This window comes from Mesorhizobium sp. CO1-1-11 (assembly GCF_020164995.1).
Lineage (GTDB): Bacteria > Pseudomonadota > Alphaproteobacteria > Rhizobiales > Rhizobiaceae > Mesorhizobium > Mesorhizobium australicum.
In genome coordinates, this window is the sequence record NZ_JAIUHE010000013.1 from 54,352 (window position 1) to 67,658 (window position 13,307).

The 13,307-nt window shown below is 62.2% G+C and carries 16 protein-coding genes; 10 read left to right on the forward strand and 6 right to left on the reverse strand.

Going from position 1 to position 13,307, the window contains the following annotated elements; all coding sequences use genetic code 11:
• Nucleotide 1: 1 nt before the first annotated feature.
• The 3 genes from LB554_RS16810 to hemF form a co-directional block, all read right to left on the reverse strand.
• The gene (locus LB554_RS16810; protein ID WP_015316061.1) at nt 2–187 is read right to left on the reverse strand and encodes a DUF1059 domain-containing protein; all 186 of its coding nucleotides are present in this window, start codon (nt 185–187) and stop codon (nt 2–4) included.
• A 187-nt stretch (nt 188–374) separates the two neighbouring features.
• Nucleotides 375–635 carry a DUF1344 domain-containing protein gene (locus LB554_RS16815; RefSeq protein WP_023770301.1) on the reverse strand — a complete coding sequence of 87 codons (261 nt, stop codon included), beginning with the start codon at nt 633–635 and terminating at the stop codon, nt 375–377.
• 297 nt (nt 636–932) lie between these two features.
• Complete coding sequence (gene hemF, locus LB554_RS16820) at nt 933–1,847, reverse strand: oxygen-dependent coproporphyrinogen oxidase (protein WP_140617679.1); 915 nt, start codon at nt 1,845–1,847, stop codon at nt 933–935.
• Between the two features lie 168 nt (nt 1,848–2,015).
• Between hemF and LB554_RS16825 the strand changes: the two genes are divergently transcribed.
• A complete protein-coding gene (locus tag LB554_RS16825; RefSeq protein ID WP_023770299.1) occupies nt 2,016–2,273 on the forward strand; it encodes a hypothetical protein in 258 nt (85 codons plus the stop codon).
• On the opposite strand, the gene soxR is transcribed toward LB554_RS16825, so the two are convergent.
• Both soxR and LB554_RS16835 read right to left on the reverse strand, forming a co-directional pair.
• A complete protein-coding gene (gene soxR, locus LB554_RS16830) occupies nt 2,270–2,716 on the reverse strand; it encodes a redox-sensitive transcriptional activator SoxR (protein WP_140617680.1) in 447 nt (148 codons plus the stop codon). The two genes, LB554_RS16825 and soxR, sit on opposite strands and share 4 nt — an antisense overlap.
• A gap of 130 nt (nt 2,717–2,846) precedes the next feature.
• Nucleotides 2,847–3,305, reverse strand: a complete 459-nt coding sequence (locus tag LB554_RS16835; RefSeq protein WP_140713621.1) for a tRNA (cytidine(34)-2'-O)-methyltransferase — start codon at nt 3,303–3,305, stop codon at nt 2,847–2,849.
• 284 nt (nt 3,306–3,589) lie between these two features.
• On the opposite strand from LB554_RS16835, the gene LB554_RS16840 reads away from it, so the two are divergent.
• From LB554_RS16840 to LB554_RS16860, 5 genes are read left to right on the forward strand one after another with little or no spacing between them, the layout of a single operon-like run.
• Nucleotides 3,590–4,111 carry a hypothetical protein gene (locus tag LB554_RS16840; RefSeq protein WP_224585726.1) on the forward strand — a complete coding sequence of 174 codons (522 nt, stop codon included), beginning with the start codon at nt 3,590–3,592 and terminating at the stop codon, nt 4,109–4,111.
• A gap of 29 nt (nt 4,112–4,140) precedes the next feature.
• The gene (locus tag LB554_RS16845) at nt 4,141–6,027 is read left to right on the forward strand and encodes an ABC transporter ATP-binding protein (protein WP_224585728.1); all 1,887 of its coding nucleotides are present in this window, start codon (nt 4,141–4,143) and stop codon (nt 6,025–6,027) included.
• A gap of 10 nt (nt 6,028–6,037) precedes the next feature.
• Nucleotides 6,038–7,921, forward strand: a complete 1,884-nt coding sequence (locus LB554_RS16850; protein WP_224585730.1) for an ABC transporter ATP-binding protein — start codon at nt 6,038–6,040, stop codon at nt 7,919–7,921.
• Between the two features lie 4 nt (nt 7,922–7,925).
• On the forward strand, nt 7,926–8,417 hold the full coding sequence (locus tag LB554_RS16855; RefSeq protein ID WP_224585732.1) for a GNAT family N-acetyltransferase: 492 nt from the start codon (nt 7,926–7,928) through the stop codon (nt 8,415–8,417).
• Nucleotide 8,418: 1 nt separating this feature from the next.
• Nucleotides 8,419–8,730 carry a DUF6665 family protein gene (locus LB554_RS16860; protein ID WP_015316071.1) on the forward strand — a complete coding sequence of 104 codons (312 nt, stop codon included), beginning with the start codon at nt 8,419–8,421 and terminating at the stop codon, nt 8,728–8,730.
• A 17-nt stretch (nt 8,731–8,747) separates the two neighbouring features.
• On the opposite strand, the gene LB554_RS16865 is transcribed toward LB554_RS16860, so the two are convergent.
• Complete coding sequence (locus LB554_RS16865) at nt 8,748–9,092, reverse strand: cupin domain-containing protein (protein ID WP_224585734.1); 345 nt, start codon at nt 9,090–9,092, stop codon at nt 8,748–8,750.
• Between the two features lie 315 nt (nt 9,093–9,407).
• On the opposite strand from LB554_RS16865, the gene petA reads away from it, so the two are divergent.
• From petA to LB554_RS16885, 4 genes are all read left to right on the forward strand, one after another.
• Nucleotides 9,408–9,968: a ubiquinol-cytochrome c reductase iron-sulfur subunit gene (petA, locus tag LB554_RS16870; protein ID WP_015316073.1), complete on the forward strand. Its 561-nt coding sequence runs from the start codon at nt 9,408–9,410 to the stop codon at nt 9,966–9,968.
• 16 nt (nt 9,969–9,984) lie between these two features.
• Nucleotides 9,985–11,286: a cytochrome b gene (locus LB554_RS16875; protein WP_015316074.1), complete on the forward strand. Its 1,302-nt coding sequence runs from the start codon at nt 9,985–9,987 to the stop codon at nt 11,284–11,286.
• 27 nt (nt 11,287–11,313) lie between these two features.
• On the forward strand, nt 11,314–12,186 hold the full coding sequence (locus tag LB554_RS16880) for a cytochrome c1 (protein ID WP_140617688.1): 873 nt from the start codon (nt 11,314–11,316) through the stop codon (nt 12,184–12,186).
• Between the two features lie 283 nt (nt 12,187–12,469).
• Nucleotides 12,470–13,165, forward strand: a complete 696-nt coding sequence (locus LB554_RS16885) for an acid phosphatase (RefSeq protein ID WP_224585736.1) — start codon at nt 12,470–12,472, stop codon at nt 13,163–13,165.
• Nucleotides 13,166–13,307 lie beyond the last annotated feature (142 nt).

The window sequence follows — 13,307 nt, forward strand, 5'->3', positions numbered from 1 at the left end:
ATCAGGCCGCGTCGCGGACCTTCTCGATTCGGGAGCGGATAGCCTCGATCATCGTCTCGCGGATGGTCGTTTCGCCATGTGTCTCACGCATATGCTCGACGGCACGGCGCATCACTTCGGCCTCCTCGCCGGCACGGGTATGCCACTCACAGCCGGGAACCAGCGACCCGCAGTGAAATTCCTTCATCGGACTTCTCCTTTTCCTCCGTGGAGCCTGCAAGGCCCCGGTACTTTCTTGGCCCATGATCCGACTTTTCCGATCATGGGCGGGGGTGAGAACCATAACACAGATGGTGTGATATTGGTTGCGGTCAACGGTGAAAGGGCGGAGCAGCGCTGCTCCGCCCTCTTACGCTAGCCCGGCGGGCAGGCCGTCACTTCACGATCTTGACTGCCTCGGCAACTTTGTCCTTGCCGCTCATGTCCCACGAAATTCTGACCTTCTCGCCGACCTTCAGGCCAGGATCCTTGAAGGTTTGGGGAAGCGTAAAAGACGATCCATTGTCGAGAACCAGGCTCTTGGCCGTCGCATCGAAGCTCTTGACCGTTCCGGTGGTGTGCTTGACGGCGGCGAACGCCACCGAACCGGAAGCAAGAAGGGCAGCCGCGGCAGCGGAAACAATGATCTTTCTCATGCTGATACACTCCTGGGAAAGCGGCCATCCTTTGACGAAGATGATCCGCATCGTCTTCGGGCCGTCCGGTCGCGTCGAGTCGCGGTTCGCCTGTTCCGACGCAATTCCGAAGGGAAAACCGCATTTTCCTGGAATTGCCCTCGGGCAAACCACCGGCGCTTCCCGACCCGAATGCGATAAATAACCCAGTCTTATCAGATGGATATTAGACGAAAAAGATATTCATTGTGTCACATTCCGCGCCCAGATTCGAACAATGGGACATCAATGCGGCCTCACATCGCGCTCACAATTTTTTTATGGCCAGCGAACTTCCGGCGGCAGGCTGGACAGGATCGAGGCGACATTGCCGCCGGTCTTGAGCCCGAAGATGGTGCCGCGATCGTGAAGAAGGTTGAATTCGACATAACGGCCGCGGCGAACGAGCTGTTCGTCGCGGTCGCCATCGGTCCAGTTCTCGTTGAAGTTGGCGCGCACGAGGTGACCGTAGACCACGAGAAAAGAGCGCCCGACATCCTGGACGAAGTTGAAATTGGCATTCCAGCCGCCCTTCTCCTCTTCCGGATGCAGGTAGTCGAAGAAGATGCCGCCGGTGCCGCGCGGCTCGTTGCGGTGCGGCAGGAAGAAGTACTCGTCGCACCAGGCCTTGAATTTCGGATAGTCGGCGACGGCGGCATTCTTCTCGCAAGCGAATTGCATGGCACGCTGAAAGGCTATCGTGTCGGGATCGTCCTGGGTGCGGCGGCGGTCGAGCACCGGCGTCAGGTCGGCGCCGCCGCCGAACCACTGGCGCGAGGTCACCACCATGCGGGTGTTCATATGCACGGCCGGAACGTTGGGGTTCCAGGGATGCGCGATCAGTGAAATGCCCGATGCCCAGAAGCGCGGGTCTTCCTCGGCGCCGGGCATCTGCTTCCTGAACTCGGGCGAGAACTCGCCATGAACAGTCGAAGTGTGGACGCCGACCTTCTCGAAGACGCGGCCGTGCATCATCGACATGGTGCCGCCGCCGCCCTTGCCGTGATCGCGCTCCCAGGGCGTCTTTTCGAAACGGCCCGGTGACCACGAAGCCAGCGGCCCGCCGAGATCCTGCTCGATCTGCTCGAAAGCGCCGCAGATGCGCTCGCGCAGCGCCTCGAACCAAAGCCGGGCCTTCATCTTCTTTTCTTCGATGTCGGCAGGCAGCCCCGCCGGTATTTCAGGTCGTTCCAAGTGCCGTCTCCGGTTGCGGGGCGGTGAGTCGACAAAAGACTCGTCTTTTCCGGGCGCGATCCCTAATCTCTTAAGGGATAGGGTCAAGTCACTTTGGTTTCGCGCATGATCCTTTCCGAAACCCGATTCCGATTTCGGGGTCATGCGCCAGGTGCAAGGAGTTGTTTCGTGCGCACCCCGGCAAGACCGCCGCTGGATGGCCTGAAGAAAAGGCTCGATCAAAGCCGGGCCGAGCGCGCACGCATGCCGCGCGACGGTTTCCTGCGTGAGACCTTCGTCCTGCCGCGCTCGGACGCCCGTCTCAAGGCCAAGGAATGGTTCGAGCGCTTCCCCAAGCAGGCCTACTGGACCGAGATCGAAAGCTGGTTCGAACGCCCGGGCGATCTTATCGAGTTTACGATAAGGCGGCTGCCGGCCGCGGATTAGCGCTCGGCCAGCAGGCGCCTCGCGCCCGTTCCCTCCCTTGCCAGCCGATCCCCCTTATTGCGAAGCGGGCATTTGTCGATCGACATGCAGCCGCAGCCTATGCAGTCGGTCAAGCCGTCGCGCAGCTTCCTTAGCTGGCTGATTTTCTGGTCGAGGCTATCGCGCCAAGCCGTTGAAAGCAGATTCCAATCCTCGCGCGTCGGCGTGCGGCCTTCAGGTAATGATTCAAGCGCGGCACCGATTTCCGCGAGCGAGATGCCGACCTCCTGGGCAATCCGGATTATGGCCACCCGGCGCAGCACGTCACGGCCGTAGCGCCGCTGGTTGCCTGCCGTGCGATGGCTGCTGATCAGACCGCGGGCTTCGTAGAAATGCAGTGCCGACACAGCCACCCCGCTGCGCGCGGCCACCTGGCCGACCGTCAATTCCGTTACCGGCGCCATTTTCGCACTTTCCGCTTGACCTCAAGTTAAGTTGAGCTTGTAGCCAAGAAAGCCTGACTGTGCAAACCAAAGGAGAAGGCGGATGTGCGCCTGGGCAAAAATCACCGCTGACGGCGCTGCCGACGATCCCCTATCGGAGTTGCCGGACGGCTTCGCCCGCCACCATGGCGACGGAAAGGGCGACGTTGATGCTGCGCGCGCCGGGCTGCATCGGGATGGTCAGCCGCGCATCCGCCGCCTGATGGACTGGATCCGGCACCCCCGCGGATTCGCGGCCGAACAGGAGGATGTCGCGGTCGGTGAAGCTGAAGTCGGTGTAGGGGATCGTAGCCTTGGTCGACAGCAGCACCATGCGATCCGCGCGGGCCTTGCGCCACTCCTCGAAGGCGTCCCAGTCGACATGCCGGGTGAGGGCAGCCATTTCGAGGTAGTCCATGCCGGCGCGCTTGAGCGCTTTGTCGGAGAGGGGAAAGCCGGCCGGCTCGATGATGTCGACGCCGAGGCCGAGGCAAGCGGCGAAGCGCAGGATTGTCCCGGTATTGCCGGCAATGTCAGGCTGGTAGAGCGCGATGCGGAGACCAGGGTTCACTTCCGCGTCCTTCTAATAAGTGGCAGATCGGCCACAGCAGCTTCCTGGTTTTGGAAATTCCTGGACCTGCGGGTGGCCATTTTTTTCGAAGTCGGGTATACGACCAGCATTGTCAACCCGAACCGATGGAGGGGTAATTCATGATGGCCATGTACATCCAGCGCCCCACCTGTGGGCTTATTTGCGCCCTGGCGGTTTCGGTACGACGTTTCTCCTGATCTTTTAGACACTTCCGCACCGATTTTCCGCCGAAACCATACCCTGGTCTTCGAAGGAAACCCGCGATGTTTTTCAAGCTGCCGAATGGGCCGATGGCCCAGTCCCAACGCGTTCCGACTGATCCGCCGCCGATCCCGCGGCACGATGTCGATCATCCTTTTTATCTCTATTTCAACACGGAGGACGGACCGATGTTCGATCCCTACAGGATACCGGGCTCGAGGAGCCTGCAACACCCGAAGGTGGTGGCTTGGGCGCTGTTGATCGGCGACACCTATTCGTCGGCGGTTCATGCCGAAATACGCCGGCGTCCACATCGCGGCATGCTGCCGGATGTCGATTTCTCGCGCGCGGTACCCGATCCGAGCCGTCCGTCGCTGGTGCGCCGGATCATCCGGCTGATCCGGCCAGGCGCGAAAAACCGGACTGGTGGCGCCATGTCGTCAGGATCGACAAAGGTGGCTGTCGGCGAAAAGCCGGCGAACCCCTATATAGCGCGAAGCAGGGCCGACGCTCCGGATGATTCCGGAGCGTCGGCCCTCGATGCCATGCGGTCCGAGGACTTCGTACGCCGCCAAGCCGCGTAAGCGGAAAACAGATCTCACAGGCGTGACCTATGTTGTTGTTTAGCTGGTTTGAAAGAAAGCTCGATCCGTTCCCGGCCGCGGAACCGGTCGAGCCGCCCAAGACGCTTGTTGCCTTCTGCCTGCATTATACGCGCGGGGCATGGCCCTATATTCTTGTCGATGCGGTGCTGGTCGCGGCCATCGCCATCGCGGAAGTGTGGATGTTCGGCTTCCTCGGCCGCATCGTCGACTGGCTGTCGGGGCAGAACCGCGAGACCTTCCTGCAGACGGAGGGCTGGAAGCTCGCCGGCATGGCCTTCATCGTATTGTTTGCGCTGCCCGGCACGGTCTGGCTGCGTTCCCTGCTCAACCAGCAGACGCTGATGGGCAATTACCCGATGCGCATCCGCTGGCAGGTGCACCGCTACCTGCTCAAGCAATCGATGAGCTTCTACCAGGACGAGTTCGCCGGCCGCATCGCCACCAAGCTGATGCAGACCGCGCTTGCCGTGCGCGAATGCGTCATCAAGGTGATCGACGTCCTGAACTACGTCGTCGTCTATTTCCTCGGCATGCTGTTGATCGTCGGTTCGGCCGACTGGCGGCTGGCCGCGCCGCTCGGCGTCTGGATGGTCGGCTACATCCTGCTGCTGCGCTTCTTCATCCCGCGCCTGGGCAAGGTCGGCGAGGAGCAGGCCAATGCGCGCTCGACCATGACCGGCCGCGTCGTCGACAGCTACACCAACATCCAGACGGTCAAGCTGTTTTCCCATTCACGCCGCGAGGCCGCCTTCGCCAGGGAAGGCATGATGGGCTTCCTCGACACGGTCTACCGGTCGATGCGGCTGGTGACACTGCTGTTCGGCTCGCTCTACATACTGAACGCGCTGCTGCTGTTCTCGGTCACCGCCATCTCGCTGTGGCTGTGGATGGGGCAAGTGGTGACGATCGGTGCGGTCGCGGTGGTCATCGGCCTGGTGCTCCGGATGTGGGGCATGTCGCAGTGGATCATGTGGGAAATGTCGAGCCTGTTCGAGAATATCGGCACGGTGCAGGACGGCATTGCCTCGATTTCGTTGCCGCGCCTTGTCGAGGACAGGCCGGATGCCAAGGAGATCATCGTTTCCAAAGGCGATATCCGCTTCGAGGATATCCGCTTCCATTACGGCAAGCAGAAGGGCGTCATCGAAAATCTGTCGCTGGCGGTGAAGCCGGGCGAGAAGGTCGGCATTGTCGGCCGCTCGGGCGCCGGCAAGTCGACGCTGGTCAATCTCCTCTTGCGCTTCTACGACTTGGAAAGCGGCCGGATCCTGATCGACGGCCAGGAGATCGCCGGCATGAAACAGGATTCGCTGCGCGCCCAGATCGGGATGGTCACGCAGGACACCTCGCTGCTGCATCGTTCGGTGCGCGAGAACATCCTCTATGGCCGGCCCGATGCCACCGACGAGATGCTGCTCGAGGCGGCGCGGCGGGCCGAGGCGATGGATTTCATATCAGCACTTTCGGATCATCATGGACGCAAGGGGTTCGACGCCTATGTGGGCGACCGCGGCGTCAAACTGTCCGGCGGTCAGCGGCAACGCATCGCCATTGCTCGCGTTATGTTGAAGGACGCGCCCATACTTATCCTTGACGAGGCGACGTCGGCGCTCGATTCCGAGGCGGAAGCCGCCATCCAGGAGAACCTCTACAAGCTCATGCAAGGCAAGACCGTCATCGCCATCGCGCACCGGCTGTCGACCATCGCGGCGATGGACAGGCTCGTCGTGATGGACCAGGGTCGCGTGATCGAGGAGGGCTCGCACGAGCAACTGGTCGCCAGAGGCGGGCTCTACGCGCAGCTCTGGCAGCGCCAGTCGGGTGGGTTCCTGCTCGATGACGTCCCCGTCGAAGCCGCCAATGACGCAATAGCAAAGGGGCAAGCCGCAGAATGATGGCCGCCGCATGATGACAGCCGTCTATCGCTGGTTCGAGACCTGGGTCTACCCGTTCAGGGAGCCGGCGAATCTTCGGCCACCGGCCAGCGTCACGGGCTTCCTCTGGCACTATGTCGGGCAAGCGAAGTTCGCCTTCTTCGCCATGCTGGTCATCGGCGGCATCGCGCCGCTGGTCGAGGCCGGCCTGTTCTATTTCGTCGGACGGCTGGTCGATATTCTCGACCAATTGCCCGGCGAACGGAGCTGGCACGCGCTGTGGACCGCCGCCGGCCCCGAACTGGTGTTCATGGTCGCGGTGGTGCTGATCATCCGCACCGTGGTCGTCGCCTTGTCGGCGCTGGTCGGCGAACAGACGATCACGCCTGGCTTCTACAATCTGGTGCGTTGGCAGGCGCACCGGCACGTCTCGCGCCAGTCCTACGCCTTCTTCCAGAACGATTTTGCTGGCCGCATCGCGACGAAAGTCTGGCAAGCCGGGCAGGCGACGGGCGACCTGATGGAAAGCTTCATCGAGGTCGTCTGGTTCATGGTCGTCTATACGGTGACGACGCTGGCGCTGGTCGCCGGGCTTGACCTCAGGCTGGCGGCACTCGTGGTGGTCTGGATCACCGCCTTCGGCTTTCTGGCGAAGCTCTATTTGCCGGCAATCCGCAAGCACGCCGAAGCGACGGCGGAGGCGGGCTCCATGATCAATGGCCGCATTGTCGATTCCTACTCCAACGTGCAGACGCTGAAACTGTTCGCGGCCGACGGCGACGATCGCTACATCAGGAACGGCTTCGATATCTATCTCGACGCATTGCGGCCCTTCACCCGCCGCTTGACCGGCGTGCGCATGGCGCTGACGACGCTGTCGGGCATCATGATCACGGCGATCGGCTGCTTTGCCGTTTATCTCTGGGTCGAGGGCTCGATCACGGTCGGGGCGGTCGCCTTCACGCTCAGCCTGGTGCTGCGGCTCAACATGCTGCTCGGCCGGTTGATGATGCAGATGAACGGCATCTTGCGGAATCTCGGCGTGCTGGAGAACTCCAAGGCGCTGATCTCGCAGCCGCTCGGCCTGACCGATGCACCGGACGCCGGGGAACTGGTCGTGGCGGGTGGGCGCATCGACGTAAAAAATGTCGAGTTCCACTACGGCAAGGGGTTTGGGGTTCTGAACGGCATCAACCTTATCGTCAAGCCGGGTGAGAAGGTCGGGCTCGTCGGGCCTTCGGGCGCCGGCAAGACGACGCTGGCGAACCTTATCCTGCGCCTCTACGATCTCGAAAGCGGCCAGATCACCATCGACGGCCAGGACGTCTCTGGTGTAACGCAGGATTCGCTGCGCGCCAATATCGGCGTCGTCAGCCAGGACACGGCCCTGTTCCACCGTTCGCTGCGTGACAACATCAAGCTCGGCATGCCCGACGCAACCGACGCGCAGGTCATCGCGGCGGCGAAAAAAGCCGAGGCCCATGAATTCATCCTGACTTTGCGCGACAACAGGGACCGCCAGGGCTACGAAGCCTTTGTCGGCGAGCGCGGCGTCAAGCTGTCGGGCGGTCAGCGTCAGCGCGTGGCGATCGCCCGCGTCTTCCTCAAGGACGCGCCGGTCCTGATCCTCGACGAGGCGACGTCGGCGCTCGATTCCGACATCGAGGCGGCGATCCAGGAGAATCTGACGCGGCTGATGGAGAACAAGACCGTGATCGCGATTGCCCACCGGCTGTCGACGATCGCGGCACTTGACCGCCTGGTGGTGCTCGACGGCGGCCGCATCGTCGAGCAAGGCACACATGACGAACTGGTGGCGCTCGACGGGCTTTATGCCCGGCTGTGGAAGCGCCAGTCCGGCGGGTTCCTCTATCACGAGGAAAGCGTGCTGGAAGAGACGCGGCCGGCGGAGTAGGCGCGTGGGTGGATCGGCAGAGCTCAGTCCGGAGATCGGCCCAGAGATCGGCTACACGCTCAAGCGTTTGCGGCCAACCGTGGCGGCCTTCGACATGCTGAAGGAAGAGAGCCGGCTGGAAGGCTACTGGATGCTGGTGCGTCTGGGCGATGGCTGGGCAAGCGGCCGCAACAAGTTCCTGAAGCGGGGCGAGGCGCTGTTCGGAGCCTGGCATGGCGCCGAACTCGCCGGTGTCTGCGGGCTGAACATCGATCCCTATTTCGAGGGCAGGGACCACGGCCGGGTCCGCCACCTGTTCGTCAGCGCGCGTCACCGTCGCGCCGGCCTTGGCCGAACGCTGGTCGAGATCGTGATCGACCGAGCCCGCCAGTATTTCACCGTGTTGAACACCCGCGCGCCGCCAGAAGCCTTCGCTTTCTATGAACGGCTTGGTTTTCAGCCCGTGGAGGGCGAAGAATTCGTCACCCATCGCATGGTGTTCAGGAAAGGGAACTGAAATGTCCTTGCGTCCGCCATCCCATCTTGCCGGCACGTCGGCCGCCGATGCGGCCTTCGACGCGCTTGGCCATGAAATCCTGGCAGAGAAGGCGGCGGCGCTCGGGCGGGCCGGCCAGCGCGTGGAAGAAACCTTGGCGCGGTTGCGCGATAACGGGGACGATGAGTTGCGCCCCCGTCTGCTCAAGGAGGCTGCCGTGGCCGTTCACGCCTATTTCATCCAGCGCGAACTGTGCGGCCTTCGCAAGCATGACGCCGTGATCCGCGAATACAATATCCCCAGGGCGGTTCTAGTGAGGCTGGGCGCCGCGTAAAATCAGTTTTTTAGGAATCACTCCAGCCATTCGGTGATGAAGCTGCCGTTTTCGTGAATGTCGGTCGTTTCCAGCGGACCGGGACCGAGATTGGTGAACTTGTGCGGCGTGTTGGGCGGCACGATCAGGATCTGCCCCGCCGAAGCCTCGATTTCCTGGTCACCGACCGTGAAGAGGCCGGTTCCCTGGCGGATGATGAAGATCTCCGCATAGGGATGGGCGTGCAGCCGCGGGCCGCCGCCGACATCGGGCAGGTGATTGAAGATCAGGCAGGAGTTTGAGCCGTAGGCACCGCACTGCAGTTCGCCCTTCCAGTGGTGGGAACGAACAGCCCATTGCTCGCGATCGATGACGTGCGCCATGCGAAGGAGGATAGATCACACCGGCGCCCTGTGTCGAGGCAAGCCGGAGCCTTGGATTTTGCTGATATTTCCCGGTTGTTTAGCCGCCCTTTGTAGCCATTCGCCGTCCCGCCGGACACGAGGGGATTTTGTCCCCGCGACAATCTGCCCTTGTGCCTTCACCCGTCTGGACAAAAACGGGCTTCACGCATAAACCGAAGTCCAAATGCCGGAGGAATTCGCTAGCCTGTTCGCCATGCGCTGTCGGGTTGGCGTGATTGAGCGGGGAACAAGGCTCGGCCACCGGCGCGGAAGAGGCGAAAGGATCAGGCACCCGTGAGCGCAACCGACATCCACGATCCCAATCGTCGAGATTTTCTCTACGTCGCCACCGGCATGGCCGCCGTGGTCGGCGCCGGTGCCGTGGCCTGGCCGTTCATCGACCAGATGCGCCCTGATGCCTCGACGCTGGCGCTCGCGTCGGTCGAGGTCGATGTCTCCTCGCTGACGCCTGGCAGCTCGCTGATCGTCAAGTGGCGCGGCAAGCCGGTCGTGGTGCGCAACCGGACCGAGAAGGAAATGAAGGACGGCGAGGCCGTCAGCCTCTCCGATCTCAAGGATCCGATCGCCCGCAACGCCAATTTGCCGTCCGATGCGCCGGCGACCGACGCCAACCGCACCACGCCAGGCAAGGAAGCCTGGATGGTGATGGTTCAGGTCTGCACCCATCTGGGCTGCATCCCGCTCGGCCAGGAAGGCGATTTCGGCGGCTGGTTCTGCCCGTGCCACGGTTCGCAATACGACACGGCCGGCCGCATCCGCAAAGGCCCGGCGCCGGAGAACATGGCGATTCCGGTATTCAAATTCGTTTCCGACACCAAACTCCTTATCGGTTGAGGCAGGGGATATTTCGATGAGCGAGGGACACTCGACCTACACGCCGAAGACCGGTATCGAACGCTGGTTCGACGCCCGCATGCCGCTGCCCAGGATGGTCTATGACAGCTTCATCGCCTATCCGGTGCCGCGCAACTTGAACTATATGTGGACCTTCGGCGGCATCCTGGCGATCATGCTGGTGGCGCAGATCCTGACCGGCATCGTGCTGGCCATGCACTATACGGCCGACACCAATCTCGCCTTCGGTTCGGTCGAAAAGATCATGCGCGACGTGAATTCCGGATGGCTGCTGCGCTACATGCACGCCAACGGCGCCTCGTTCTTCTTCATCGCTGTCTACCTGCATATCTTCCGCGGTCTTTATTACGGCTCCTACAAGGCGCCGCGCGAGCTGCTGTGGATCCTCGGCTGCATCATCTACCTCCTGATGATGGCGACCGGCTTCATGGGCTATGTGCTGCCATGGGGGCAGATGAGCTTCTGGGGCGCCACTGTCATCACCGGCTTCTTCAGCGCCATTCCGCTGGTTGGCGACTGGATCCAGCAGCTCCTGCTCGGCGGCTTCGCCGTCGACAATCCGACGCTGAACCGCTTCTTCGCCCTGCATTACCTGCTGCCGTTCATGATTGCCGGCGTCGTCGTTCTGCATGTCTGGGCGCTGCATGTCGTCGGCCAGTCGAACCCGACCGGCATCGAGGTCAAGTCGAAGACAGATACCGTGGCCTTCACGCCCTACGCGACCATCAAGGACGCGTTCGGCATGATCGTGTTCCTGTTCGTCTTCGCCTACTTCGTCTTCTACCTGCCGAACTATCTCGGCCATCCGGACAACTACACGGTCGCCAACCCGCTTAAGACGCCGGCCCATATCGTCCCGGAATGGTACTTCCTGCCGTTCTACGCAATCCTGCGCGCCATCACGTTCAACATCGGGCCGATCAATTCCAAGCTCGGCGGCGTGCTGTGCATGTTCGGCGCCATCGTCATGCTGTTCCTGGTGCCGTGGCTCGACACCTCCAAGGTGCGCTCGGCGGTCTACCGGCCCTGGTACAAGCTGTTTTTCTGGCTGTTCGTGGCCGATGCCATCCTGCTGGGCTGGCTGGGCTCGCAGCCGGCGGAAGGCAGCTATGTGTTCATGGCGCAGATGGCGACGCTGTTCTACTTCGCCTTCTTCCTGATCGCGCTGCCGGTGCTCGGCTTGATCGAGACACCCCGCAGGCTGCCGAACTCGATCACCGAGGCGGTGCTCGAAAAGAACAAGGGTGGCAGCGGACATCCGGCGGGCGCCACGGCAGCACCTGAGACCAAGGGCTGAGCGGTAGAGAATCTAAGGGGATTTGGCATGAAAAAGATTCTCACTTCGCTTGCGCTGGTCGGCCTCGTGGCCGCCGGCACCGGAGTTGCAGGCACTTGCGCGTTCGCGGCCGAAGAGGCGCACAACGCGGCGGCACCGACGCATTTCCCGATCAACGAGCCGAAGGAAATGAGCTGGAGCTTCACCGGCCCGTTCGGCACCTATGACAAGGCGCAGTTGCAGCGCGGCCTGAAGGTCTACAAGGAAGTCTGCTCGGCCTGCCATTCGATGAACCTGGTGGCGTTCCGCACGCTTTCGGACCTCGGCTACAGCGACGCGCAGATCAAGACGCTGTCAGCCGAATACACCATCCATGACGGTCCCAACGATGCCGGCGACATGTTCGACCGTCCCGGCAAGCCGTCCGACCATTTCCCGGCACCGTTCGCCAATGAGGAAGCCGCCGCTGCCTCCAATGGCGGCGCGGCGCCGCCGGATATGTCGTTGCTGGCCAAGGCGCGCGGCGTCGAGCGCGGCTTCCCGCAGTTCGTCTTCGATATCTTCACCCAGTATGATGCCGGTGGTCCCGACTACATCCATTCGCTCTTGACCGGCTACGACCAGACGCCGCCCGCCGGCATGGTCATCCCCGAAGGCACACACTACAACCCGTACTTCATGTCCGGCGTGTCGCTGAAGATGCCCAAGCCGCTCTCCGACGGCCAGGTCACCTATGACGACGGTTCGCCGCAGACCATCGACCAGTATTCCCGCGACGTGGCTGCCTTCCTGACATGGGCTGCCGAGCCGCACATGGAAGACCGCAAGAAGATGGGCTTCCGCGTGCTGGTGTTCCTGCTTCTGTTCGGCGCCCTGGTCTACCTGACCAAGCGCAAGGTGTGGGAAGCCGTCGCGCACTAGGCCTGTTGATCTTCAGGTGAGGCCGGTCTGCAAACGATGGCTTCCTGCGCTTCCGGTGCTCACGTACTTCAAGTACGCTCCGCTCCGGTTCTCGGAAACCATCGTTTTCGATTCAGCCTGATCTGAATCTCAAAAGGCCTTGGGTCGTTCAGTGCACAACATGGGGCGCCGCGAGGCGCCCTTTCTGCTTTTTGAGTGGATTGCGCCTCCACGTCTCGGCGGTGTCACATGGCCGTCACCACACATCGCGATCCTGCGGCGCTCTCATCAAAGGATCACGCTCATGAAAAGATACGCATCGCTTGCGGCAGGCCTGCTGCTGCTCGTCGTTGGTTCCGCGGCCCGCGCCGAAGACGCAAAACCATTCATCACCAACAAGGATGTCGACCTGACGATGATCCTGCCGCCGCCGCCGGCCAATGATTCGGCTGAGACCAAGGCCGAGCTTGGCGAAGTGCTGACCATGCAGGTCACGCGCACACCCGAGATGGAAGCCCGCGCCATCGCCGACGCCGAGGAAAACGTCTGGCGTTTCGCCGATGTCATGGGGCCGAATTTCAACAAGGACAAGCTGCCGAAATTCAGCGCCTTCTTCGATCGCGTGGTGGAGACCGAAGGCGCCGTCGTCGATCCGGCCAAGGATGTCTGGAAGCGCCTGCGTCCGCACCAGCTCAGCGATCTCGTCAAGCCGGTGGTCAAGCTGTCGAGCTCCGGTTCCTGGCCGTCCGGCCATGCGACCGTCGGCACGATGATGGGCATCATCCTGTCCGACATGGTTCCGGAAAGGCGTGCTGAGATCATGGCGCGCGCGGCCGAGTTCGCCCACAACCGCATCGTCGGCGGCATCCACTATCCGTCCGACGTCGAGATGGGCAAGATTTCCGGCAGCGTCATTGCCGCCGTCCTGCTCAACCGGGATGACTTCAAGGCCGAGTACGATGTGGCCAGGGCGGAGCTTCGTTCCGATCTCGGCATGTAGGATTTGGCCGATAGCCATCCGTTCGAGCGGGGCGCCTTCGGGCGCCCCTTTTTCGTGGCTGCGCCCAACAGGAGGAAAATCGCCTGTGGTTGCTCCCAGCCCGTAGTCAATTCCTTTGCCGGATGCGCTTGTCTCGGTCGCC

Bases quoted from the DNA above. Each gene is read 5' to 3' on its own strand.
- LB554_RS16860 (WP_015316071.1), top strand. From the start codon at position 8,419: ATGTCCTTGCGTCCGCCATCCCATCTTGCCGGCACGTCGGCCGCCGAT.
- LB554_RS16880 (WP_140617688.1), top strand. From the start codon at position 11,314: ATGAAAAAGATTCTCACTTCGCTTGCGCTGGTCGGCCTCGTGGCCGCC.
- LB554_RS16840 (WP_224585726.1), top strand. From the start codon at position 3,590: ATGTTTTTCAAGCTGCCGAATGGGCCGATGGCCCAGTCCCAACGCGTT.
- soxR (WP_140617680.1), bottom strand. From the start codon at position 2,716: ATGGCGCCGGTAACGGAATTGACGGTCGGCCAGGTGGCCGCGCGCAGC.
- LB554_RS16850 (WP_224585730.1), top strand. From the start codon at position 6,038: ATGATGACAGCCGTCTATCGCTGGTTCGAGACCTGGGTCTACCCGTTC.
- LB554_RS16810 (WP_015316061.1), bottom strand. From the start codon at position 187: ATGAAGGAATTTCACTGCGGGTCGCTGGTTCCCGGCTGTGAGTGGCAT.
- LB554_RS16845 (WP_224585728.1), top strand. From the start codon at position 4,141: ATGTTGTTGTTTAGCTGGTTTGAAAGAAAGCTCGATCCGTTCCCGGCC.
- LB554_RS16815 (WP_023770301.1), bottom strand. From the start codon at position 635: ATGAGAAAGATCATTGTTTCCGCTGCCGCGGCTGCCCTTCTTGCTTCC.
- LB554_RS16865 (WP_224585734.1), bottom strand. From the start codon at position 9,092: ATGGCGCACGTCATCGATCGCGAGCAATGGGCTGTTCGTTCCCACCAC.
- LB554_RS16875 (WP_015316074.1), top strand. From the start codon at position 9,985: ATGAGCGAGGGACACTCGACCTACACGCCGAAGACCGGTATCGAACGC.
- LB554_RS16885 (WP_224585736.1), top strand. From the start codon at position 12,470: ATGAAAAGATACGCATCGCTTGCGGCAGGCCTGCTGCTGCTCGTCGTT.